The 23,809-nt window shown below is 59.4% G+C and carries 21 protein-coding genes; 5 read left to right on the top strand and 16 right to left on the bottom strand.

Annotated features, from left to right (window positions below; genetic code table 11):
- The 13 genes from GMET_RS10730 to GMET_RS10670 are packed head-to-tail and all read right to left on the bottom strand — an operon-like array spanning position 1 to position 12,855.
- Positions 1–768, bottom strand: a complete 768-nt coding sequence (locus GMET_RS10730; RefSeq protein WP_004513076.1) for an SDR family NAD(P)-dependent oxidoreductase — start codon at positions 766–768, stop codon at positions 1–3.
- A gap of 57 nt (positions 769–825) precedes the next feature.
- Positions 826–1,914, bottom strand: coding sequence for a butyrate kinase (gene buk / locus GMET_RS10725; RefSeq protein ID WP_004513077.1), 1,089 nt, complete (start codon positions 1,912–1,914; stop codon positions 826–828).
- 40 nt (positions 1,915–1,954) lie between these two features.
- Positions 1,955–2,878 (bottom strand): SphA family protein, encoded by a 924-nt coding sequence (locus tag GMET_RS10720; RefSeq protein ID WP_004513078.1) that lies wholly within the window; start codon positions 2,876–2,878, stop codon positions 1,955–1,957.
- A 30-nt stretch (positions 2,879–2,908) separates the two neighbouring features.
- Positions 2,909–4,471, bottom strand: a complete 1,563-nt coding sequence (locus GMET_RS10715) for an FAD-binding oxidoreductase (protein ID WP_004513079.1) — start codon at positions 4,469–4,471, stop codon at positions 2,909–2,911.
- A gap of 26 nt (positions 4,472–4,497) precedes the next feature.
- The gene (locus GMET_RS10710; RefSeq protein WP_004513080.1) at positions 4,498–6,093 is read right to left on the bottom strand and encodes an FAD-binding oxidoreductase; all 1,596 of its coding nucleotides are present in this window, start codon (positions 6,091–6,093) and stop codon (positions 4,498–4,500) included.
- A gap of 16 nt (positions 6,094–6,109) precedes the next feature.
- Positions 6,110–6,529, bottom strand: coding sequence for a hypothetical protein (locus GMET_RS10705; protein WP_004513081.1), 420 nt, complete (start codon positions 6,527–6,529; stop codon positions 6,110–6,112).
- Positions 6,526–6,909 (bottom strand): c-type cytochrome, encoded by a 384-nt coding sequence (locus tag GMET_RS10700; protein WP_004513082.1) that lies wholly within the window; start codon positions 6,907–6,909, stop codon positions 6,526–6,528. The genes GMET_RS10705 and GMET_RS10700 overlap by 4 nt, the downstream gene beginning before the upstream one ends.
- Before the next feature lie 52 nt (positions 6,910–6,961).
- The gene (locus GMET_RS10695; RefSeq protein WP_011365920.1) at positions 6,962–7,885 is read right to left on the bottom strand and encodes a c-type cytochrome; all 924 of its coding nucleotides are present in this window, start codon (positions 7,883–7,885) and stop codon (positions 6,962–6,964) included.
- A gap of 30 nt (positions 7,886–7,915) precedes the next feature.
- Positions 7,916–8,434 (bottom strand): ubiquinol-cytochrome c reductase iron-sulfur subunit, encoded by a 519-nt coding sequence (locus GMET_RS10690; RefSeq protein WP_004513084.1) that lies wholly within the window; start codon positions 8,432–8,434, stop codon positions 7,916–7,918.
- Between the two features lie 36 nt (positions 8,435–8,470).
- Positions 8,471–8,992 carry a hypothetical protein gene (locus GMET_RS10685; protein WP_004513085.1) on the bottom strand — a complete coding sequence of 174 codons (522 nt, stop codon included), beginning with the start codon at positions 8,990–8,992 and terminating at the stop codon, positions 8,471–8,473.
- A gap of 41 nt (positions 8,993–9,033) precedes the next feature.
- Positions 9,034–9,777, bottom strand: a complete 744-nt coding sequence (locus tag GMET_RS10680) for a cytochrome b N-terminal domain-containing protein (RefSeq protein ID WP_004513086.1) — start codon at positions 9,775–9,777, stop codon at positions 9,034–9,036.
- 29 nt (positions 9,778–9,806) lie between these two features.
- On the bottom strand, positions 9,807–11,654 hold the full coding sequence (locus tag GMET_RS10675) for an FAD-dependent oxidoreductase (RefSeq protein WP_004513087.1): 1,848 nt from the start codon (positions 11,652–11,654) through the stop codon (positions 9,807–9,809).
- 55 nt (positions 11,655–11,709) lie between these two features.
- Positions 11,710–12,855 carry a hypothetical protein gene (locus GMET_RS10670; protein ID WP_004513088.1) on the bottom strand — a complete coding sequence of 382 codons (1,146 nt, stop codon included), beginning with the start codon at positions 12,853–12,855 and terminating at the stop codon, positions 11,710–11,712.
- A gap of 648 nt (positions 12,856–13,503) precedes the next feature.
- Between GMET_RS10670 and GMET_RS10665 the strand changes: the two genes are divergently transcribed.
- The 5 genes from GMET_RS10665 (at position 13,504) to GMET_RS10645 (ending at position 19,811) form a co-directional block, all read left to right on the top strand.
- On the top strand, positions 13,504–15,243 hold the full coding sequence (locus tag GMET_RS10665; protein WP_004513089.1) for a sigma-54-dependent Fis family transcriptional regulator: 1,740 nt from the start codon (positions 13,504–13,506) through the stop codon (positions 15,241–15,243).
- 18 nt (positions 15,244–15,261) lie between these two features.
- Positions 15,262–16,872 carry a SpoIIE family protein phosphatase gene (locus GMET_RS10660; protein WP_004513090.1) on the top strand — a complete coding sequence of 537 codons (1,611 nt, stop codon included), beginning with the start codon at positions 15,262–15,264 and terminating at the stop codon, positions 16,870–16,872.
- Positions 16,873–16,874: 2 nt separating this feature from the next.
- Positions 16,875–18,596, top strand: a complete 1,722-nt coding sequence (locus GMET_RS10655; protein ID WP_004513091.1) for a sigma-54-dependent Fis family transcriptional regulator — start codon at positions 16,875–16,877, stop codon at positions 18,594–18,596.
- Entirely contained in the window at positions 18,593–19,069 is a 477-nt protein-coding gene (locus GMET_RS10650; RefSeq protein WP_004513092.1) for a pyridoxamine 5'-phosphate oxidase family protein, read from the top strand. The genes GMET_RS10655 and GMET_RS10650 overlap by 4 nt, the downstream gene beginning before the upstream one ends.
- Before the next feature lie 76 nt (positions 19,070–19,145).
- Positions 19,146–19,811 (top strand): HAD family hydrolase, encoded by a 666-nt coding sequence (locus GMET_RS10645; protein ID WP_238378910.1) that lies wholly within the window; start codon positions 19,146–19,148, stop codon positions 19,809–19,811.
- Between the two features lie 291 nt (positions 19,812–20,102).
- Here the strand turns inward: GMET_RS10645 and GMET_RS10640 are convergent, their stop codons facing one another.
- The 3 genes from GMET_RS10640 to GMET_RS10630 all read right to left on the bottom strand — a co-directional run bounded on the left by GMET_RS10640 (position 20,103) and on the right by GMET_RS10630 (position 23,807).
- On the bottom strand, positions 20,103–21,470 hold the full coding sequence (locus GMET_RS10640) for a Tm-1-like ATP-binding domain-containing protein (RefSeq protein WP_004513094.1): 1,368 nt from the start codon (positions 21,468–21,470) through the stop codon (positions 20,103–20,105).
- A gap of 315 nt (positions 21,471–21,785) precedes the next feature.
- Positions 21,786–23,207, bottom strand: coding sequence for a sigma-54 interaction domain-containing protein (locus GMET_RS10635; RefSeq protein ID WP_004513095.1), 1,422 nt, complete (start codon positions 23,205–23,207; stop codon positions 21,786–21,788).
- A gap of 27 nt (positions 23,208–23,234) precedes the next feature.
- Positions 23,235–23,807, bottom strand: a complete 573-nt coding sequence (locus tag GMET_RS10630) for an HD domain-containing protein (protein WP_004513096.1) — start codon at positions 23,805–23,807, stop codon at positions 23,235–23,237.
- Between the last annotated feature and the right edge of the window lie 2 nt (positions 23,808–23,809).

The raw sequence follows: 23,809 nt of genomic DNA, 5'->3' as shown, positions 1-23,809 counted from the left end.
TTAGTGGAACGACAATCCGCCGTCGTGGACGATCATCTGGCCGGTGATGAAGGCGCTGTCATCGGAGGAGAGGAACAGGGCCAGGCCGATGAGATCCTCGGGCACCGCTTCCCTTTTCAGACAGCGGGCATTGATCTGCAGCTCTTCCAGCGGCGGCAGATCCAGCTTCTTGTTCTTGTCGAAGCTGTTACCCCCATCGGAATGGGTGAAGCCGGGGGCGATGGTGTTGACGTTGATCTTGTAGTCACCCAGTTCACGGGCCATGGAGCGGGTGAGGGCCATGATTGCACCTTTGGAAGCCACATAGTGGGGCATGCCGGGGACTCCTTCAATGATGGAGGAGGAGCTGATGTTGATGATCTTCCCCCCCCTGGCCTTCATGTGGGGGAATACCGCCTTCATGCAGTTGAACTGGCCAAGGACGTTGATTTCCATCACCTTCATGAACTCCTGGGGGGTGCATTCGGTGAACGGCTTCAGGACGATGCTGCCGAAGATGGCCGCATTGTTGAGGAGGATGTCCACGGAGCCGAACTTCTCGGCAGCGGCCTGGGCCATGGCGTCGCACTGCTCCTGGCTGCTCACGTCGGTTTTGACGTAGATGGCGTCGCTTCCCGCTGCTTTCACCGCCTCAACCGCCTTGGCGCCGTCCAGTACGTCGGCAATGACGATCTTCGCTCCTTCCTTTGCCAGACCTACAGCATAGGCCGCGCCGATTCCCTGTGCACCGCCGGTGATGATCGCTACTTTTCCCGTAAGTTTTCCCATGGTCTTGCTCTCCTTTATTGGTTTATTGGCCTAAATCCTCTTCAGACAGTTTTCTGGTCATGCCGCCTTGTCCTGGTGGTAGACGGAGAGGGCCTCTTCATTGTTGAAATACCTCATGGCCGCGTCGGCCAGGGCTTCCATTTCGTTTTCGCCCGGATTGAGGAGCACCGGGGCGATGAAGGAAATCTTCCTGCTCAGGCTTTCCACGAGCTTTTTCGAGTAGGCCAGGCTGCCGGTGAGGGCGATGGCGTCAACATCTCCCTCAAGGACCGCCGCGCTGGCACCGATCTCCTTGGCCACCTGGTAGATCATCGCTTCATAGACCTCCGCCGCCTTCTGCCCACCATGGGCGATTCTCTTCTCGATTTCGACGGCGTCGGTCGTTCCCATATAGGCGAACAGTCCTCCCTTTCCGGTCAGTAGCTTGAGAACCTCTTTTTTGGTGTACTCGCCGCTGAAGCAGAGCTTCACCAGGTCGCCCGCCGGAAGGGAGCCGGCCCTCTCCGGGGAGAAGGGGCCGTCGCCGTCAAGGGCGTTATTCACATCGATGATCTTTCCTCTGCGGTGGGCGCCCACCGAAATTCCGCCACCCAGGTGGGCGACGATCAGGTTGATTTCGTCGTATTTCTTTCCCAGTTCCGCGGCGATCTTCCTGGCAGTGGCCTTCTGGTTGAGGGCGTGGAAACTGCTCTGTCTGGTGATCTGGGGAATGCCGCTGTACCGGGCCGAGGCGCAGAGTTCGTCGGTCATGGGGGGATCGGCGGTGAGGACCGGGATATTGAACTGGTTCCCCAGGTCGAAGGCCACCAGCCCCCCCACATTGATGGGATGGCCGCCATAGATGCCGCTCTTCATGTCCTCGATCATCTTCGGGCAGACCCGGTAGATGCCGCCGGGAAGGGGCCTGACGTTGCCGCCCCGGCAGGCGATGGCGTCAATTTCCCCCATGGAGAGGTTGTTGTCCGCGAGCACCTTGAAGATTGCATCCCGGCGGAAATCATACTGGTCCCAGATGGTGGGGAACTTCCTCAGTTCCTCGTCGTCATGCTTCACCGATTGATTGACGATCATCTTCCCTTCGGTAAAGACACCGATTTTCGTCGAGGTGGAGCCTGGATTGATTATCAGTATTTTCTTGTCGTCCATCGTTGTACCCTCCGGAAGAGTGTCAATCCCTGTGAAATCCCTAGAATGAATAGACCAGATCGATCCAGAGCTGGTTGGCTTCGATACGGTTCTCGGCGGCCACCGGCAGCACATACTTGCCGATGACGGCAAACTTGCCGTTCTGGTATCGGGCTGCCGGCCCCATGGAGAATTCGAAGTCCTTGGTGTCGGCACGTTTCTGCCCGCCGATCCGGTCGTTCTCCAGTCCCTGCCAGAGCCAGCCGGTAACACCGAGCTTCAGATCCTTGGTCACGGCATAGTTCACGTTGTAGTCCATGTGGAACGCCTGTCCCGTCTGATACCCCTTGATACCCGTTCCGGCTTCCACATAGTCGCTGTTCTTGGTGTGGTAGGAGTACATGAACTTGGCATTCACCTCCATGCCGTTCGGGAACATGCCGGTAACGGCCACAACCGGTTCGATGATGAAGGCGTTGTTGCCGGCATTGACGGGTTTGTTCGGATCGAAGCTGCCGGTGGGGGTGATGACGTCCAGTACCGTCAGCCAGTGCCAGACCGGGGTGTGCCACGCCATCCCCACCCCGAAATAGACATCGCCAAGCCCTCCGTCATGGCCTTGCACGGTGATCTGCCCGCCGGGCGTGTTTGCCTTCACGTCGGCCTCCACCGACAGGAGGGGAATGATGGAGTGCATGAGGAAGTTGCCGCCGAAGAGCCCCTTTTCCGAGACATAGATGGGGCGGAAGGCTATGGCGGTCAGGGTCCCTTTGCCGTCCACCAGTCCCTGTCCCTTGTTTTCTATCTTCTTGATATCCATGAAGACGTTGTAGTCGATGAGATGGAGTCCCGGCGGCGGAGCGGCTCCGGCGTAAAAGTCGGCCGTGCCGTTGAAGGAACTGGAATTGAAGGCCCAGGCTCCCGAGTGGATGAAGACGATGGTCGTGAGGCAGATGCTCAGTATCAGGGATTTTGATAGATTCATGGATTGTTTCCTCCAAATGCTCATTGAACGTTACCCTGCCGTGATCCCTGATTTGCCCGGCGACAGGATGTTGTTGGGGTCCAGGGCCTTCTTGATGGTGCGGTTGAGCCTCTGCTTTGCCGGGCCGTAGGAATCGGCCACCTTGTCCATGAAGGCGGTGTTGGTGCGGCCCACCGCCCAGCCATGTTTGGCGAAGGCGCTGATGAGCTCGTTGAAGCAGGCATGGGCCCGTTTCATCTCCTCGGGCCTGGTGCGGTCAAAACGGAGATCGACGGTGTGGCGGGCGTCGTACCAGAAGAAGCTGAACTCGCTGAGGTAGTCGAAACCGTGCCGGTTGATGATCTCTGCCGCCACCTTCGCCTGCTGGGCGCATTCGCCCGGCCGTGCCGCCGCCGTGGGGGCGAACTTCATGGAGCCGTAGCCGGGGCGCCAGCTGTCCAGGGGATTGCGGCTGGTGACCCCCCCCATCATGAGCTGCTTGCGATACTCGAAGGCCGGGTCCCCCTTGGCCTCATTCTCGGTGATGATGCTGATCTTGTTACCGAAGGCCTGTTTGAAGGTGCCGGAGACGTACATCCAGTTCAGGGCCACCTGCTCGGGAGAGCCGTAGACGGCCCCGTAGAGATTCCAGGCACCAACGTTGCGGTTGACCAGTTTGTTGGCGGGAATGACCCGGTTCGCCGTGTTGATGAAACGGCCGTTGTTCCTCCGGTCATTGGCGAAACGGGTGGCCGTTTCCCATCCGGCGTTGACCAGGGCGCAGGCGTTGGGAACGATCTGGGCCTGGCGCAGGAACATGAGCGGCTTGATGATGTTGGGCAGCATCTCGTTCTTGGGGAACCTGATGCAGAAAGGCTTGTAGCCACCCGGAGGCGGTGCTCCCATCAGCCATGCGCCGACCTTGGTGACGATCCCGTTGTTCCCCTGGGAAAAGAGCCCGTCCACATAGGGGCCGAACCCCCACTTGAAGACCTGCCAGCTGGTGGAATTGGGGATGCCCCCCATGCCGGTCTTGAGGACAGTCCCGTTGGCCAGCACCACCTCCATGCCGCAGGAAAAGAGGAAATCCTCGCTGTAGGGGGTGTAGCCGCTCCCCCGCTCCAGGATATTGCCGAGGATGCTGACATTGGCCGAAGGTGCCGGAGCATCGAGCCAGAGGTTGATCTTGTTGCTGGTGAGGTAGTTCTGGAGGTCGGCATAGGTCACGCCGGGCTCCACCAGACAGTAGCCCAGCTCCCGATCGACCTCGATGATCTTCTTCATGTTTCGCAGATCGAGCACTATCTGCCCGGCGGTTGCCGGCGCCGAGGAGCCGTACCCCTCGTTTTCCCCGTTGCAGACAGTCCAGAGCGGCGTCTTGTACTTGTTGGCAATGCCGACAATGGACTGGATTTCCCTGGTGGTCGTCGGGTAGATGGCTGCCGAGGGAGTGTGCAATGAATCGCTTTCGGCAATGGAGTTGACGATGTACGGACTGAGGGATGCCAGATCGGTGCGGACGCGCCCCTCTCCCAGAAGGGTGCGATACTCAGTGATCGCTTTGGTAAAGGCTGCTTCGGTAACGCCCTTTGGCAGCGCTAGGTAACGACTCATGTTCTTACCTCCTCAACGGTTGTCGGCTACAGGGGAATATCCAGGTTGATGCCCGACTTGCCCGGGGCCAGGATATTGTTGGGATCCAGCGCCTTCTTCAGGGTCCGATGAAGCTTCCGCATCTCGGGCCCGTAGGTGTTGGCAGCCTTTTCCATGAAGGCCGTGTTGGTGCGGTAGGTCCCGTAACCGTTCTTGGAAAACACCCTCAACAACTCATCGAAGCACTGGTAGGCCCGGTGCATCTCGTCCGGCTGGGTACGGTCGTAGAGGAGGTCGATGATGTGGTGCATTTCGCGCCACCCCACAATGAACTCGGAGACGTAGTCGAAGCCGTGCTTGTTGAGGATGTCGGTGGCAACCCTCATCTGCTTGTCGCACTCGGAGGGTCTGGCGGCCGCAACCGGGGCGAACCACATGGAACCGCCCCCTCCACGCCAGTTGTAGAGGCCGAACTCCTGCAGGGTGCTCCCCCCCATCATCAGCTGGCGGCGGTACTCGAAGATGGGGTCGTCCTTGGCTTCCTTCTCGGTGATGATCTGGACCTGATTGCCGAACTTGGCCTTGAAGGCGCCCGAGACGTATTTCCAGTTGAGGGCCACCTGCTCGGGGGAGCCGTAGAGGGCGGCGTAGAAGTTCCAGGCGCCGATCTTGAACTTGTCCATGATCTCCTGGAACACCTTGGGGGGGAGGCTTCCCTTCCCCTTGTAGAAGCTGCTCCGGTTGGTTCCCTTGCCGTTCTTGTCGTAGGTGAAGTAGCCGGCCGCCTCCCAGCCGGCGTTGACCACGACGCAGGCGTTGGGGATGATCTGGGCCAGGCGCAGGGGCATGAAGGTCTTGACGATGTCGCCCAGCATCTCCACCTTGGGGAACTTCATGAGAAACGGCATGTAGCCGCCGGGAGGAGGGCCCTTCAGGAGCCAGACCCCGAGCTTGGTGATGATGCCGTAGTTGGACTGGGTGAAAATGCCGTCGAGATACGGTCCGTAGCCCCATTTGCTGGCCTGCCAGCTGGTGGAGTTCTGGACGCCCCCCGTGCCGGTGCGGACCACGTCGCCGTTGGCCAGGACCACCTCCATGCCGCAGGAAACGAGGAAGTGCTCGCCGTAGGGGGTGTAGCCCACCCCCCGGTCTGCCGTGTTCCCCATCGGGCTGGCCATGGACGAGGGGGCGGGGACATCGACCCAGAGGTTCATCTTGTGCTTCCTGAAGTACTCCTGCAGGTCGTAGTAGGTCACCCCCGGCTCCACCAGGCAGTACCCCAGCTCCTCATCCACATGGATGATCTTCTTCATGGTCTTCAGGTCGAGGACGATCTGCCCCCGGGTGGCCGGGGCAGCGGAACCGTATCCCATGTTCTTGCCGGTGCTCACCGTCCAGAGGGGGGTCTTGTACTTGTTGGCTATGGCCACGATGGCCTGGATCTCTTTGACCGTTCTGGGGTACATGGCGGCCGAAGGCTTGTGCAGTTCCTCGGTCTCCGGGATCATGATCTTCATGTAGGACTGCAGGGAAGCCGGATCGGTGCGGACCCGGTCCTCGCCCAGGAGCGCCCGGTATTCCTGGATGGCCTTGGCGAAGGCTGCTTCTGTCACTCCTTTGGGAAGTGCAATGAAACGACTCATTTTCAAACCTCCTCGGTTACAGCTGTGCGGAAAACGTGACCCGGTTCCGGTCTTCGTAGGTGGTGTAGTGGAAGCTGCCGCCGCAATCGACGATCGCTTCGTGAACGATGGCAAAGGTTGCCGGATCCACGACCCCCACAAAGGTGTTGGCGCTTCCACGGGCCTCCTCGTAGAGGTTCCTGGTGGTGAAGTAATGCTCGCTCAGGGATCCGGTGAGGGGGTGAACCGTCCAGGATCCGGGGGCGTTCTTGTTCATCATCTCGACAAAATCAGTCGCTTTGCCAAGGCTCGGGACGTAGAGGCACACCCCTTTGATCTGTCCCGCCACGGAGGCCTCGGCCCTGCGGGGGGCGGCTGCTGTGGCCCCTGTTGCGGCTACTGCGGCCACGGCCGTGAAAATCTGCTTGAAAAACCCTCTTCTTCCCGTTTCCATCATTTTTTGGCCCCTCCTTCCTTCGCCGGTACCGGCTTGTAACCGGGATGGGTCTTGCGGTATGCCGCCACGTCCTTCAGGTAGGCCACGATGGCGTTCATCTCCTTCGGGCTTACCTCCGACATCCTGAAGGCAGGCATGGCGTTGTAGCCGAAGCGGGTATTGTTGCGGATAAGCTGCTCGTGCAACGGGTTGCCGCTCTTCGACATCATGTCGTAGATGCCTATGGGGCCGATCTGAACCCCTTCCTTGTGGCACATCACGCAGTACATGGCGAAGACGTAGGGCATTTTCGGCGGTTCCTGCGCCAGTGCCCCGGAGCCCGGCAAGAGCATCCCGAAGACCAGTGCTGCCGCCACTATTAACGAGGTTTTCCGATTCATTCTCTCTCTCCTCATTGGAAAGTCTCTCCAGCGTCAATGATCGCCCGGCTGTCTAGTTGCTTTCGGCGTCGTCCGCGGAGTCGGACAATTCGGGTTCGGGGACGTATTCGTCCACCTTGTGCGGCACAAAGTCAGCCTTCACCTTGGTGCTGTAGGGGCGCGAGAAACCCCGCTGGGTCAGGCTCAGGACATAGCTCGCGAGACATTCGATCTGGTCGTCGTTCATGGCGTAGGTGCGCATCGGGGTGCCGGGGCTGACCCGCTTGGGATCCCTGAAGTGTTCGATGACCCACGTCTGCTTGGAGTGGGGGCCCTCTATGCTCTCGTAGGAGAAGTTGCTGGGGTCCTTGTCGGCGAAGTTGCTCAGGTCCGGCCCCACGTTCCCCCCCTGGCCGTCGATCTGGTGACAGCCGGCGCAGTGCATCTCCTTGTAGAGTTCGCGCCCCTTGATGAGGCGGTCCGCCTTGATGGCCTCGAAATCCTTGTGGCAGTAGCCGCACCGGGATTGCATGAGCCCCTTGGACACCAGGGTGATGGGCCAGTTGTCGATGGGCTGGTGGGAGGAGCCATTGTAGGTTGTGGCCAGCCCCTGGCCGCCATGGCACATGGTGCAGCCGAACTTATCCACCGGATGGTGCTTCAGCAGCTCCGGATTGGGGTGGGTGGTGAACGGCTGCTTGGCGTTGGCAAAGAGGGGGTCTTCGATCCCCAGGTGACAGGTGGTGCAGCGGTCCACCGTCTTCCATTCATCGACGACGATCTGCCGGATCTCCGGCTTCATCTCCTCAACCCGCTGATAGAAGGTCGGGTTGTCCTCTTTCTTGATCATCTTCAGAAGCATCTCCCGGTATTGGGTCTGGTAATGCTTCCATTCCCGCTCCCCGTCGCGGATCACCGTTGCTCCCATAAGGACCAGTACGGCCAGCCCGCAGATGACGCAGAATAATGTAAGCTTGCGTGAAACTGCCTTTTCCATCTGCTTATCCTCCATGGGTTTGCTCCTGTCTCAGACTGCGAGTTTGGTCCGTTTGTGGTTCACCTTGGACGTGTCCACCACGAGAGCCCCGGTATTGTCCATGTACATCTCGTACCAGGGGAGATCCTTCGGGGCGGGGCCCCCTAGAACTCCACCCGTAAGGGTAAAGGTGGAGCCGTGGCAGGGGCACATGTACCCGGTGTCGGGGTCGTTCTCCACGGGCTTTATGAGGCATCCCAGGTGGGTGCAGACAAGGGATATGGCGTGCATGCCGTCCCGTTCTCTGACGATCTCGATCCCCCGGCCTTCGATGACGATGCGGCTTCCGATGGGGAACTTGCTCAGCTCGCCCACCTTGAAAGCCTTTGAGGGCTCGTAGAGCACATTGGGCTTGAAGAAACGGGCGCTCTGGATGGCAGCTCCCCCGACTCCCACGGTGAGGGCCGTCAGCGCCATCTTTTTCACGAAGCCTCTGCGATCCTCGTCCACCACGTCATCGGAGGTTCTGAAGGGGAGAATCGTTGCGCCGGTGCTGTTTTCGGAACTCATATCACTTCTCCTTTCAAGGGGTGTTGTTTCAACGTGTCATTGCCACGGCAGGTACAGATGCCAGTTCGGTCCCCGCAGGAACTGTCCGATTACGATAAGAATGAGCATGGCTACGACAAAGACGGTGAACAGGATAGTGGCGACCCGCCGGTCCCGGGAAAACCAGACGCCGGTCCCCTTGGGGTTCCGGTCCAGATAGGGGAGGAGCAGAAGCGTGACCACGATGATGGCCGGGGTTACGATCCCCCCCAGAAGTGCCGAATAGCTCACCAGTTCCTGGATGCCGACGAAATACCAGGGGGCCTTGGCCGGGTTGGTGGAGTGCTGGGGATTGGCCGCTTCCTCCAGGGGGGCGTTGAAGATGAGGGAAACACCCATGATCACGGCGAGGACCAGCAGGAACAGCCCCAGCTCGCGCACCATGAGGTGCGGCCAGCTCTGCACCGTGTCTTCGGGACCCTTTTCCACCTGGAAGGAGTCGCCGTCGACGATTGCCATCAGGGAATAGGTCTTGTTGGGGTCCTTCGGGAATATCTCTTCTTTTTTAGCTGCTTGCATGTCTGAACCTCCTCAGTTGTCTCTCGCGTCTCCTGCCGGACTCAGTCGTTCCTGGGCCGTGACAGGCCACCGTCCTTGCGGATCCTCCAGAAGTGAACTCCCAGCAGGGTGGCGGCAAGGAGAGGGAGCGCCACCACGTGCAGCACGTAGAACCGCAGGAGCGCCATCTGGCCGACCTCATTCCCCCCCAGCATCAGGAAGCGGATGTAATCCCCGAGTACGGGCATGTAGCCGGCGATATTGGAGCCGACGGTAACGGCCCAGAAGGCCAGCTGATCCCAGGGGAGGAGGTAGCCGGTAAAGCTCAGGAAGAGCGTCACGAGCAGCAGGAAGACGCCGATGACCCAGTTGAATTCACGGGGAGCCTTGTAGGAGCCGGTATAGAAGACCCGGCACATGTGGAGGAAGACAAAGGCGACCATGGCATGGGCCGACCAGCGGTGGACGTTGCGCAGGATCACGCCGAAGGTGACGACGTATTCGAGGTCTTTCATGTTCCGGTAGGCCAGCTCGGTGGAGGGGGTGTAATAGAACATCAGCAGCAGCCCCGAGGCGACCAGGATGAGAAAGAGGTAGAAGGAGATCAGTCCCAGCCCGAAGGTGTATCCCGCGCGCAGGGAGTTCACATGGACCCGCACCGGATGGAGATGGAGGAACATGTTGCCGAATACCGCCGCGGCCTGTTCCTGTTCCACGGTTCCTTCTCCGCGGCGGGAGATGGACGCCTTGATGTTTCTTGGAAGTTGCCGGATGGCTTCTGTAATGCTGTAGGCTGATTCACTCATGATTGGTCTCCGCGTACTCAGGTTGTTGGTTATTCCCATTCCTCTTGGCAGTAGAACTCGGCCATGGTTATGGCTCCGCCGGGGCAGCGTCGGGCGCACATGCCGCAGCTGGCGCAGCGGCTCTCGTCCTTGATGATCGCGGTCATTGCCTTGCTGCGGGTCTGCGCGCTCTTCTTCAGGGCATCGGTCAGCTTCGCCACATCTTCGTCACCCTGGATATCCGCCAGCCGGACTATCCTCAGGGCGCCATTCACGCAGGTGTCGACGCAGGTGCCGCACCGCAGGCACCGGGACCGCTCGAACACCGTCTGGATGTTGCACCGCCGGCACCGGGCGGCTTGCTCCCGTGCCTCCGCCTCTCCGAAGCCGATGGTGATCTCCTCTTTGGTCCGGACCCGCTCGCCGGCATCACGCTTGGGGATCGGTACCGGGGCGATGGTGTCGCAGCGGGTATTCTCGAAGTCCGGCGACACCGGCCGCATGAACCCCTTCCGGATCACCTGGGGCGTATGGCCGCTGAGATAACCATGGATGGCGCGGGCCGCCTTCTGCCCGTCGGCAATGGCGTCCGTGGCATTGCGGGTGAAGCGCCAGCGCACGTCGCCGCCGGCAAAAACGCCGGGGAGGTTGGTGGACATGTCCTCTGCCGCCTTGATCAGTCCGTTGGGGGTGAGGTCCAGCCCGGCGAGTCCCGCCAGGGAAGGGGCAGTGGAGGCCTGGCCCACGGCGAGGATGACCGAATCGACTTCCAGGGTGGTGGTGCTGTCCGGGACAAAAGTGGGGGCGAATCGTCCTTCGCTGTCGAAGACGGAGCTCACCTGGAGGAACTCGGCCCGGGCGACGTGCCCGTTGTGGCCCATGAAGCGGCGCGGGCCGAGGGCAGGGTGGAACACGATCCCCTCCTCCTGGGCGTCTTCCCGTTCCGTCAGGCTTGCGGGCATCGTCTCCCAGGACTCGAGGCAGGCGATCATCACCTGCTCCGCCCCCTGCCGCACGGCGTGCTGGGCGCAGTCAATGGCCACCCCGCCGCCTCCGATGACCAGACAGCGTTTCCCGAGCCGGATCTTTTCGTGATCCCGCACATACTCGACGCCGCTGTAGATCCCCGCCAGGTCGGTCCCTTCGATGTTCAGAATCCGCAGGGGATCTTGCAGGCCGATGGTGATGAACACCGACTCGTACCCCTGCGCCTTGAGGTCGGCCAGGGTCAGGTCTTCGCCGATGGGGCTGTTCAGCTTCAGTTCCACGCCGAGATTCAGGATCGCATCGATCTCCTGCTGGAGCACGTCTTTGGGGAGGCGGAAGGCCGGAATCCCGGTGCGGAGCATCCCCCCCGCGTAGGGGGCTGCCTCGAAGATGGTCACCCCGTAGCCGAGCAGGGCGAGATCGTGGGCTGCCGAGAGGCCGGTCGGGCCGGACCCGATGATGGCCACCCGGGGGGCAGGCTTTCGCGATGTGGCCGCTGCGCCGGCCTTTTGCACGGCGGCCATGGTCAGGATATGGTTGCCGGTCCGGTCTCCCACCCCTCCGTTCTGGCGCGAGATCTCTTCAAGCCTCCCGGCGACGGCGCGGGGCGATGTCACGCCATGCTTGTCGCAGGCGAACCGCTTCAGGGCGCGGATATCAACCGGGTGTCCTTGCTCCCCTTTCCGGCAGGACTTTTCGCAGGGGGCGGTGCAGACCCTGCTGCAGACCGACACCAGGGGATTGGTCTGCCGGGCGATGAGAAAAGCCTTCTCGTAATCTCCTTCGGTGATGGCCCGTACGTACCGCTTGGTATCAGTTCCCAGGGGGCAGGCGCTCTGACATGCCGTCAAGGCCTGATAGTCCTCGATGCCCAGGATCTTCACCTGATATTTGCCGCTTGGGTTTGCCATCGTCTTCTCCTCTGTTCGTTGTGCTCTCTTAAGGGCTGGAACGACATGGACTCACTTATTCGGGAGCAGGGGGAGGTCCGGATGGGGGCAGGGGTGCCCGCAGGAAATAGAAGTTGTGGATGAGCGTGAGCAGGGCGATGAAATGCAGGGTGTAGAGAACCGAGACTACATTGATGTCGAACGGGAGCCCCGCTGCTTGCACCTTGGCGACAATGGGCTGCATCAGTACCCGGAGCAGGGCGATCCAGACGAAGGCCAGGGCAATTTCCGTGAGGAAGTTGCAGATGCCCCGTTTAGGCTGTTTGAACTTGAGGAACGGATAGTAGCCGAAGATGGCGCCGTGGAAGTTCTGCATCCCGATGATGGAGCCGGCGACCGCCGCGAAGGAGAAGGTCGGGGCCATGAATTTGAGGCTTGTGGTCCAGCAGAGCCAGCCGAGAACGATGGAGACCACGGTGTTGGCGATTTGCCCCCAGGGCTCGCCCAGTTTGTAAAAGGGCCATTGCTGGAAAGTCAGGACGTTGGCGAAGGCCTGGATCCAGACGATGATCCAGACCAGGAGACCGAAGAACCATTCAGCCTGGAACGGCCCGCGGGGATCATAGGGGGCGTCGGCAAAGGGGGTACCGCCCAGGTTGACCAGTTGCCACAGAAGCGCGGTGATCAGAAGGATGATCAGGCCGCCGCCGATGCCCCGCACGGCCGGAGAACATTTCCCGTTGAGGGGCCAGCCGTTCCAGACCATGGAATACCAGAGGGTGACCGTGAAGAGGATGATCCCCCACCAGAACCCGACCGGGAAAAGAGGGATTCGGGGATAGATCGTGCTTGTGAAGAGGGGACCGGCGATGGCGACGGCCACCAGAAGAGCCGTCGTCCCCACTCCCGGCTTCAGCCAACTCTGCCCGGGGCGCCAGCTGCCGAGGGGGGGAGCGAAGGGCCACCCGCCGGAAACCAGGGGGGAGAAAACCACCAGGCTGTACAGGACGTAAAAAGAAGCGGGGAGGAGCACGGTAAAGAGGAACGGCGTGGGGATGAAGAACATCATCGCCCAGCTTATGGCCATGAATATCACCAGGTAGAACCCCAGTTGGGCGATGCCCGGGACAGCGGCCCTTGTGCCGCTATTAACGTTATCCAGCCCGTTGTTCACCAGTTCATCCATGGTCGCCCCATGCTGCCCGTCATTCATTGCGGTCATGATCAACTCCCGTCCTTTCAGACCCTGTTGTTTCCTGAGCGGTTATGCATGCCTTAATGCGCAAAACATTGTTATGTATGTTTTGGTTATGCGTAGCTCCCGTTGTCTGCTTACGCGTTGGTTGCCTTGCGTAAAGCACTGGATATGCCAAACGCTGTTGTAAAAATTGGTTAGGCTATGGAAGGGTTTAGAAAAGGCAGTACTGGCAAGGTTTCACGGTTTTTGGGGAGGGTTGGTTAGTCGCTTGTTTTGACCGAAATGGCAAGTCCCCTCATTTTATCATTTGGTGAATTGTGGTTGACGGGGGGTGGGGATTGTTGATTAAATGGTGAAAAACGAATGCAAGGTAAAGGCGGGATTGCGGCATAAACTGTTGCGAATAGTGGCTTGAGGCAATTTTTGAGCGACGGGATTGCAACAGATGAGAGTTTGATGGGGGGAAACATTATTGAATTAGTAAATATTTATAGAACTGTTGAATAAGTAAACAATGAATTAGCGCGCTGCAATGTTTTCCTGGCACCATAACTTGTTATTATTGCAGGACTGGCGGGCGGTTACATCGTGACTGCCGACCATATGTACTGGACAAATATACATGTCTGGTATAACTTGGTTTTATATAATTTTCGGCGGTAGGTATTTTTCATGTACAAATATTCCGGTAAAACCAGGCCGGTCCGCGACACGAACGACACGGATCTGCGCTCGCGCTTGAGGTTCTGTGTCGAAACCGGCCAGATATGGCTGCACGAGCATCGCATGCTCCTGATCCATGCCGAGGTCCAGGCGTCGCTACGCAAGGAGTTGATCGACACCCTCGGCATGGACCGTGCCCGGGGGCTTCTCACCCGCATGGGGTACGCGGCAGGGATGCGCGACTTCGAGCTGGCCCGCACCAGGGCCGGAAGCGATGGCGATGTGGAGGCGTTCATTGCCGGCCCGCAGTTGCACATGCTGGAAGGCATCGCCAAGGTGTCCACGGTCTCGCTGGAGTACGACCGCAGCGCCGGCAGCTTCTATGCCGAGTTCATCTGGGAGAACTCCTGGGAGAGCGAGTGGCACAAACAGTACTACGGCACCTACTCCGAGCCGGTCTGCTGGAGCCAGATAGGGTATGCCTGCGCCTATGCGTCATCCTTCATGGGACGCCCCATTCTCTACAAGGAACTGGAGTGCGCGGGCATGGGGGAAGGTCATTGCCGCATCGTTGGAAAGCCCCTTGAGGAGTGGGAAGACGCATCGGAATATTCGCGCTTTTTCGTCAAGGAGTCCATTGCCGAGCAGCTGATCGATCTGCAGACCCAGGTGGTCCAGCTCCGTTCGGTCATCGGTGAAAAAGAGAAACTCCCTGCGGACATTGTCGGCAATTCCAGGGCATTCCGTGCGGCCTACGACATGCTGCAGCAGGCGGCCAAAAGCCAGATAACGGTCCTGCTGCTCGGCGAGACCGGCTCCGGCAAGGAGGTCTTCGCCCGGGCGCTGCACTCCCGCAGCACTCGCCGCAATGAATCGTTCATCGCCATCAACTGCGCCGCCATCCCCCACGACCTGGTGGAATCGGAGCTGTTCGGGGTGGAGAAGGGGGCCTATACCGGTGCGCTCAGTGCCCGGCCGGGACGCTTCGAGCGGGCCAATGGAGGCACGCTGTTTCTCGACGAGATCGGTGATCTGCCGCTGTCGGCCCAGGCCAAGCTGCTGCGGGTTCTTCAGGAAGGTGAAATCGAGCGGCTTGGGGACCACAAAGTCCGCAAGGTAGATGTGAGGCTGGTCGCGGCCACCAACATCGACCTGAAACAACTGGTCAAGGAGGGTAAGTTCCGGTCGGATCTCTACTATCGGCTCAATGCCTTCCAGATCAACATCCCTCCTCTCCGGGAGCGCAAAGAGGACATCCCTCTCTTGGCCCAAAGGTTCATTGAGAAATATTCCGCCATCCACGGCAAGAAACTTAACGGCTTTACCGATAAGGCCATGCGGGCCATCTTGGCCTACCCCTGGCCGGGGAACATCCGCGAATTGCTGAACATGGTGGAGCGGGGGGTCATTCTTACCCCCAATGGCACCCGGATCGAGCTAGAGCAGATGTTCTCCTCCAGCAGCATTGATATGGCCATGGAATTCGGCCTCGATAGTAACGGCGGTCTCGGTGCCGATACCCCGGAACCCGTGAATGATATCTACGAATTTGTGGTTAAAGGGAACATGACTCTGGACCAGGTTGAGGCCACCCTGATCGAATCGGCCGTAAAAACGGCCAACGGCAACCTTTCGGCGGCGGCACGGACGCTTGGCGTGACCCGGCCGCAACTGGCCTACCGACTCAGACGTCTGCAGGAGAATAACGTGGCGCCTGCCGGCGTTGCCCTGGCAGCCGTTCCGGAGTGAGGTGGCGAGGAGCACGCCATGCAAACCAAAGTTACCGAAAATTTTCTCAATAGATTTCGAAGCAACAGATCCCGCCTGAAAGACGAGGCGTTTCTCCAAAGCTACGCCCTGTTGAGTGTCGTCTTTGACGAAGCGTTTCAGTTGATGGGGCTCCTGAAGCCGGACGGCACCCTCATCAAGATCAATAAAGCCGCCTTCCGTTCCATCAAGGGAAAGGAATCGGAAGTTATCGGCAGGCCCTTCTGGGACACTCCGTGGTGGGCTCACTCCCGCGAAGAACAGAAGCGGGTGCGCGAGGGGATCGAGGCTGCTGCCCGGGGGGAGTTCATCCGCTTTGAAACCACCCACGCGGCGACCCTTGACGGAAGAGTTGCGTACATAGATTTTTCGCTTAAGCCCGTGAAGGATGAGAGGGGGAATGTGGTCCTGGTCGTTCCGGAAGGGCGCGATATCACGGAACGACGGCGTGCGGAAGAGGCGTTGCGGGAGGCGGCAATCAAATACCGGATCGTCGCCGACAACACCTTCAACTGGGAATTCTGGCTGAGCCCGGAAGGAAGGGTCATTTACACGTCTCCTTCCTGCGAAAGGGTCTGCGGCTATGAGGCCGACGCGTTCACTGCCGATCCCGGCCTGATCTGGAATATCGTTCACCCCGATGATCGGCAGCTTGTGGACGTCCACCGGCATGAGGTGAGAGAAGAAAAGGTTATGGGCCAGGTTGAATTCCGCATCGTCCACCGGGATGGTGATATCCGCTGGATTCGCCATGTCTGCCAGCCGGTGTTCGACGACAACGGTACCTACCTCGGCATCCGGGGGAGCTTCTCCGACATCACCGAACAGAAAAAGGCCGCGGCCGCCCTCCTGGACAACGCCCGGATCACCCGGGAACTGGAGATAGCCAAGGAGATCCAGCAGTCGTTCCTGCCGGTATGTCCCTCGGCGTTGCCGGGGGTGCTCATGGCGTGCTGTTGTCACCCGGCGGCCCATGTGGGTGGCGATTACTACGATTTCTTCACCCTGGAAGAGGGCGCCATCGATATGGTCATCGCCGATGTCACCGGCCATAGCGTCGGCTCGTCCCTCCTGATGACCATGGCCCGCAGTGTGCTTAACGCCAAGGTCACCGGCAGCCGCCCCCCCGGAAAGCTCCTCGAAGTGGTAAATGACCTGCTCCACGATGATCTCTCGCGGGCAGAGCTTCAGATCAGCATGTTCTATATCCGGCTGGACATCCCCAACCACACCGTGTCCTACGCCAACGCCGGCCACAACCATCCCGTTCTCTACCGTTCGGAGCAGGCTGATTTCATTGAACTCGATGCTGACGGAATGATCATGGGGGTAAAAAAAGAGGTCGGTTTCGAGGAAAAAACCATCCTGGTGGCGGCGGGGGACATCTTCATCCTCTATACCGACGGCGTAACGGAAGCGGAAAGTGCCGCGGGAGAGCCTTTCGGCACCGGGCGGCTCTGCGAGGCCGTTGCCGCATACCGGGACAACCATCCGAAAGAGATCATGGCCGGGATTTTCCGGAAATTGACCGAATTTACCGGCGACGGGCCTCTTGCTGACGATGTGGCGATGATTATTGTCAAAATTGCACCATCGGATGAGGCACAGTAACGATGACCAAACCCCGCGGTAACCGAAATATCGCCTGCGACGCAACCAACAGCGACCTGCGCTCACTGGTGCATTTCTGTGCCGAAACCGGTCAGATATGGCTCCACGAGCACCGTATGCTCTTGGTTCATGCCAATGCACAGGGGGGGATGCGCAAGGAGTTGATCGACACCCTCGGCATGGAACGCGCACGGGGGCTCCTCATTCGCATGGGCTTTGCATCGGGCATGCACGATGCCGAAGTCTTCAGCAGGCGGGATCAGGGGGCAACCGACTACGAAGCTTTCATGACCGGCACCCAGCTCCATACCCTTGAAGGCATCGTCAAGGTGACCACCCTCAAGCTGGAGGCCGACCGCGCCGCCGGCAGGTACTACGGCGAGTTCCTGTGGGAAAACTCCTGGGAAGGGCAGTGGCACCGGCACCAGTACGGCACCCATTCCGAACCGGTCTGCTGGAGCCAGATCGGCTATGCCTGCGGCTATACCACGGCCTTGATGGGGCGGCCGATTCTGTACAAGGAAATCGAGTGTGTCGGCAAGGGGGACAACAGCTGTCGCATCGTCGGCAAGCCCATCGAGGAATGGGAGGACTCGGCCGACTACCTGCGCATCTTCAACCAGGAGTCCATTGCCGATCAGCTCATCGACCTGCAGACCCAGGTGGTGCAGTTGCGTTCGGCCATAAACGAGAAGGAAAAGCTCCCTGCGGACATCGTGGGGAATTCTCCGGCCTTTCGCGTTGCCTACGGACTGCTCAAGCAGGCGGCAAACAGCCAGATTACGGTGCTTCTGTTGGGCGAGACCGGCGTCGGCAAGGAGGTCTTCGCCCGTTCACTGCACGAAATGGGCGCCCGCCGCAACGAGTCGTTCATCGCCATCAACTGCGCCGCCATCCCCCACGACCTGGTGGAATCGGAGCTGTTCGGGGTGGAAAAGGGGGCCTTCACCGGCGCGCTCAACACCCGGCCGGGACGCTTCGAACGCGCCCACGGTGGGACTCTGTTTCTCGATGAGATTGGTGATCTCCCCCTCTCGGCCCAGGTGAAACTGCTGCGGGTCCTCCAGGAGGGGGAAATCGAGCGCCTTGGGGGACAGAAGGTCCGCAAGGTGGATGTGAGGCTGGTTGCGGCGACCAATGTCGACTTGAAACAGCTGGTCAAAGAGGGGAAATTTCGATCGGATCTCTATTACCGGCTCAATGCTTTCCAGATCAACATCCCGCCTCTCAGGGAGCGCGAAGAGGATATCCCCCTCCTTGCCCACGGTTTTGTCGAAAAGTATTCCGCGATTCACGGCAAAAAGCTCACCGGTTTTACCGACAAGGCCATGCGGGCCATTCTGGCCTACCCCTGGCCGGGCAACATCCGCGAGTTGATGAACATGGTGGAGCGGGGGGTCATACTGGCTCCCAGCGGCTCGCGCATAGAGCTGGAACAGATGTTCTCGGGGAGTGCCGATGGGCTGGGACTGGAATTCGGGCTGGACAGCAGCGGCAGTCTCGGTATCGACCGCCCCGCAAGCGGGAACGACCTCCGGGATGAGGTCCTGAACGGCACCATGACCCTGGATCAGGCCGAAGCCGCACTGATAGAAGCAGCGGTGAAAAAGGCCAATGGCAATCTCTCCGCTGCTGCCCGGCTGCTCGGACTGACCCGGCCGCAACTGGCCTATCGCCTGGGCCGTCTGCACGATGACGGGTCCGACGCAGGTGGCGAGAAGTGAAAGACGCGCTGGGCATGCGGGTGCAGAGGTACCTGCTGGACCACAATGTTGCCACCGTGGCAACCAGCGGCAGCGGTGGCCCGTGGGCGGCGGCGGTGTTCTACGCAAACGATGGTTATACCCTCTATTTTCTGTCATCGCCAACGACCCGGCATTGTCTCGATCTGGCCCAGGAGGCATGCGTTGCCGTGACCATCCAGGAGGATTATGCCGACTGGCTGGAAATCAAGGGGGTGCAGATCGAAGGGATAGCCGTCGAGATTTCCGGCGCCGAGGAAGAAAAAGCCCGCAAGCTGTACGGGCGGAAGTTCCCGGTGGTCGGGTTGCTGGCCCAGGCTCCGGCGGCCATTGTCAAGGCCATGGCCAAGGTTCGCTGGTACAAGGTGGTTCCGCACCGTCTCTATTTTATCGACAATTCACTCGGCTTGGGCAATCGCGACGAGGTTGATCTGAGCATGGCAGATAAGACTTGAACCGGTAGTTCCGGGAGTCATCATGGCATTTGAAGGGCATTCTACGTTTGGGACCGAGGCAGGGCCCGGGGCGGAGTTGTGTTGCTCGCTCGCCGTCAGGGCGGTACTGTTCGATCTTGACGGTACGCTGGTCGATTCGGTCGGCGCCTACATCGAGGTGGCGCGGGTCGCTGCCGAGCCGTTCGGCTTTGAGGTGACAGAGGAACAGGTGCGGCTGGCGCTCTCCTCTGGGGGCAGCTTCTGGAAAGGCATTGTGCCGGAGGATCGGAGTGATGGCGCTGCCATCTTGAAGGCTATTTCCGCCAATGCCGCCCGGGAGTGGCCGCGGATACTGCGGGAGCACGGCAAGCTGTTCGACGGGGTGCTGGAAACGCTCGATGCGCTGAAAGGTCTCGGGATACTGCTCGGCATCGTGAGCGGCGCCCGCCCCGAAGTTCTGGAACTGCTTCGGCCAAACGGTGTCCTGGAGCGCTTTGACGCGGTCGTGCTCGGCAAGGATGTCTCCAAGAGCAAGCCCGACCCCGAGGGGATCCTTAAATGCCTGGATCACCTCAGCGTCGCACCCGCCGACGCCCTCTACGTGGGTGATGCCCCGATAGATATTTTCGCCAGCCGCGCCGCCGGCGTGCGAGTGGTGAGCGTGCTCACCGGGGCCGGCGACAGCGCCTCCCTGTCGATGCATGCTCCTGACCGGCTGATTCCCTCCCACACCGTACTCCCTGCTATCGTCACATCGTTCTGAACCGGCGGATTCAACGGCTGGTGCTCATTACTTCAACTTGGTCACGCATGGTGTCGGAAGGGGCGGATCTCTCGCTCCGAAGCGATCCAGCGTCACCAGCCGGTCTTCGTGGCACGTGAACAGCTATTCCCGGGGCTTTCCCTCCGCAAACGCCGTAGGTGGTTTTTTGCGGGGATCGCTTCTCCGCGAGAGCTCCGCCCCTTCCGGGAACCAGTGGTGGAAAATGTGACATCCCCCCGGGCACCTCTTCATCAATGATGACGGTTCCCGGGGGGATGTTTGAATTGTTCTTCATGCCGCAAGCGCATCTCCTGTTGTTTCCGTAGTGGTGTGCTGATTACCGGAGAAGCGGTCGAGGGTGTGCACTGAGCTGTAAGGGCTCCATGTCGCAGGTTGTCGGGATGGTAGCCGATCAGCCTCGATTTTCCGCAGTCCGCCGATTTTTTGCAGTGCCCCGACAATTACTTCGGAAAACGCTTCGTCGTTTATGTGCAGCGGGACCGTTTCAAAATGGATGGTGCGCGTTAATGCCCTGGCGAAGGTTTCGGCGAAAACGCGAGGCCCCTCCGGGTCCGGTTGGGGGCCATCCTCATGATCCAGGCATGAGAACCCCTTCATGGGCACGAGGACGGCAACGGGCCCCGTGCTTTCATTGCAGTAACCGGCCATGATTTCTGCTATCCGTTGGATTTCCTCCAGACTTGTCCGGACGCAGGTGATGTTGGCGTTATGTTTGTGCCCCCGTCTGCCGGGAAAATAAATCTGGGCCTGGGCCATGGGACCGGTTACCAGAAAATCGATATTGCCCGGAACGATCACCGTCGGTATCCCCTTTTGCAGGGCAGCTCTGCCACGCTCCGGACCGGGATCGAACGCTCCTCCGAAATGGTGGTCTATCAGTTCATGAAGGGACAGGTCCACCACTGCGGAGACCGGTTCGAAGTTGACCATCCGCTCCATTGCCTGGCCGCCGGTTCCCGTGGTATGGAACGTCACACTTTCGTATCCCCACGCCTCAAAGTGGATTCTCATCCGTGCCGCCGTGGCCTCCGTTGTGCCCAGAGTCGTCAGGACGGCCAGCGGGCGTGAAAATTCGTCATGGAACTCCCGTTCCCTGACCAGGCCGGCAATTGCCAGCGCCCCGTTTCGCAACACTTTACGGGTGATCCGGTTCAGTCCTGCCAGATCAGACACCGAATTCAGCATGAAAATATCCATGTTCCCAATAAATGCCTCGGTATCCTTGGCAGCGATGGTAGAGATCATTACCTTAGGGAAACCAATGGGGAAAGCCCGCATCACTCCCGTGCCCAGGGTGGTGCCCATTGTTCCCCCAAGACTGATGACCCCCTGAATTAGATCAGCTTTGTACAGGGCAAGCGCACACTTGACGCCGCCGGAGATCATGATGTCCACGGCGTCCCCCTCGCTGGTGACATTTTGTATGTCATCCCAGGTCTTCCCGGCAGCGCGCAGCACTTCATCCCGGGTGACTGCGACCGGACCGGGCCTTTTTCCACGGATACCCATATCCATGATCAACGTGGTGAAACCCGCCTTCGCCAGCCACGATTCGATGTAACGGGCTTCTGTTCCCTTGGTGTCCATGGCCGCGATTAATAGTACCTTACTGCCCTTGCCATCTGTCCTGGTTAACATGTGAGCCTCCTCTCCTGTGATGGGGATTTGCATTTGTGGAATCGTTTATTCAAAACAATGTTTAGCAACAGGTGTTCCATGGATGCTGATTGAGTAAAAAATATGTAACATTATGAAATAAGGTATTAAATTGTTGTGACAGACAGGGTTTGTGTGCTGGGGTATGGTGGTTTTTGCCCATATGTTGGAGCAGAGCCCAAATGATGGCAAAAAATAATAGAACGATATCTTCTGAAAAACTTGGGCGTTTGCTCGGGAGACAGCGTGCGGGAAAGGGGAGGGGGAGAAGGAGGATGAGAGTCAGTGTGCGTGCGGTCAGGCTGGCAGGCCCTGCCGGTTGATGCCGAGCTTGCGCATCCTCGCCTGGAGGGTTGTGCGTTTCAGTCCGAGGATTTCAGCGGCGCCCTTTGGCCCGCCGACTCGCCATGCCGTTGTTTCGAGAGCACGGATGATATGTTCCCGTTCGGTCACTTCCAGAGGTGAGATGGGGGCTGCATCGGCGGCTATGACCATTTTAGGGAGGGAGTCGATCTCCAGCTTGTTTCCCCGGCTGATGATCACCGCCCGTTCGATAACGTTCTGCAGTTCCCGGATATTGCCGGGCCAGGGGTACCCCTCCAGTGACTCCATGACATGGCGCGGAATAAGCTCGATGCTTTTTCCGTTCTTTTCGCAGGAGGCTTTGACAAAATGCCTGACCAGCAGGGGGATGTCTTCCCTGCGTTCCCTGAGGGGGGGGCATTGGATCGGAAAGACATTGAGGCGATAGTACAGGTCGCTGCGAAACCGCCCCTCGGCAAGCAGGGCTTTCAAATCCACGTGGGTCGCGGCCAGGATGCGTACATCGACCTTTATCGTTTCAGCGCCGCCGAGCCGCTCGAATTCCCCTTCCTGCAAGACACGCAGAAGCTTGCTCTGCAACTCCATGGGCAGATCACCCACCTCGTCGAGAAAAAGGGTCCCCCCGTCAGCCAGGTCGAACCTGCCGGGTTTGCGGCAGTTCGCTCCCGTGAAGGCTCCCCTTTCGTGGCCGAAAAGTTCGTTTTCCATGAGAGTTGCCGGCAATGCGGCGCAATTGAGCCGGATGAGGGGGCGATCACGGCGGTTGCTCAGGTTATGGATGGCGCGGGCGATGAGTTCCTTGCCGACGCCTGTTTCTCCGAGGATAAGTACGGACGCATCGGTGGGGGCAACCTGTTCCACAAGCTGCAGGGCCTTCATGAAGATGGGATTGCCGGTGACTATTTCATCGAAGTTGTTGGAGAGTTTGATCTCGTTCATCAGGTACACGTTTTCGGCTTCCAGACGGTTTTTGAGCGTTTGCACCTCGTCCAAGGCCCGCCTCAGGGCTTCCTGGGTCTGGAAATGCTGGGTCATGTCCTTGATGAAGCTGCAGGAGTATTCCCTCCCTTCGAACCGGATGAAGTTTTCCTCGACCTCTACCGGGAACTTTTCCCCGGAGCGTTTTCTGAAATGATCCGAAAAGGTGCGGAATTGCATCCGCTTCAGCTCTGCCCAGTGCTGCGGCCACAATTCCGTGGGGATCCCCGGGGCGATGTCCTGGGCAGTCAGGCGGATGAATTCATCGGGCGAGTAACCGAAACACCGGCATGCCGCGTCGTTTACCCGTGCAAAACGGGTCGTGGAGTCCACCCAGACAATGGGGGTGCCGGTCCGCTCTATGGTGAAATTTGCCAGCCGAAGCATCTCTTCCAGATGCTGCTCTGTGTCGGCCATGGAAACCCCCAGCGCACTGAAGCGCGGTCAAGGTGTGTATCCCGCCTTTTCCAACGCTGCCCAGGCCAGTTGCCTGCCGGTTTCGGTGAAAAACCAGGAATCGATCTGCACCGCCGTCCAGTGCAGGTGTTCCTCGGGTTCCTGCCGGAACCATTCGGCATCGATTGCCAGCCCCTCGGACGTAACGCGCCACAGTTTGTCCGCATCCTTCACGATCTTGTCGCTGTCGGAGATCGCTTCGAGACGGGAATCGTGGCCCTCGATAATCTCCAGGATCTCGCGGCTTTTGTGCGGGTCATAGGCCACGCTTCTCAGGATCTCCCGGGCCAGTTCGACCCCCTCAACCTCGTGGACCCTGCGCAGATCGGGATCGAATCCCGGACCGAATGCCTTCGAGTGCAACGCTTCCGGGAGCTTTATCCACCCGATGTCATGACAGATGATGGCCGGGATGACCACGTCGGGATCACCCGGCTCATCCTCGAGCAACCGCAGGGCAAAACGATAGGCTACATTGGTATGAATATCGTTGTTCCGGGTATTCAGATGAGGCCTGGCCAGGTCGTAGATATGTTCGTAAATTTTCGACATTTCCCGCATGG

The organism is Geobacter metallireducens GS-15 (genome assembly GCF_000012925.1).
Taxonomy (GTDB): domain Bacteria; phylum Desulfobacterota; class Desulfuromonadia; order Geobacterales; family Geobacteraceae; genus Geobacter; species Geobacter metallireducens.
Note: the sequence above shows the minus strand (reverse complement) of the source record. Positions and strands in the feature narration are given on the sequence as shown.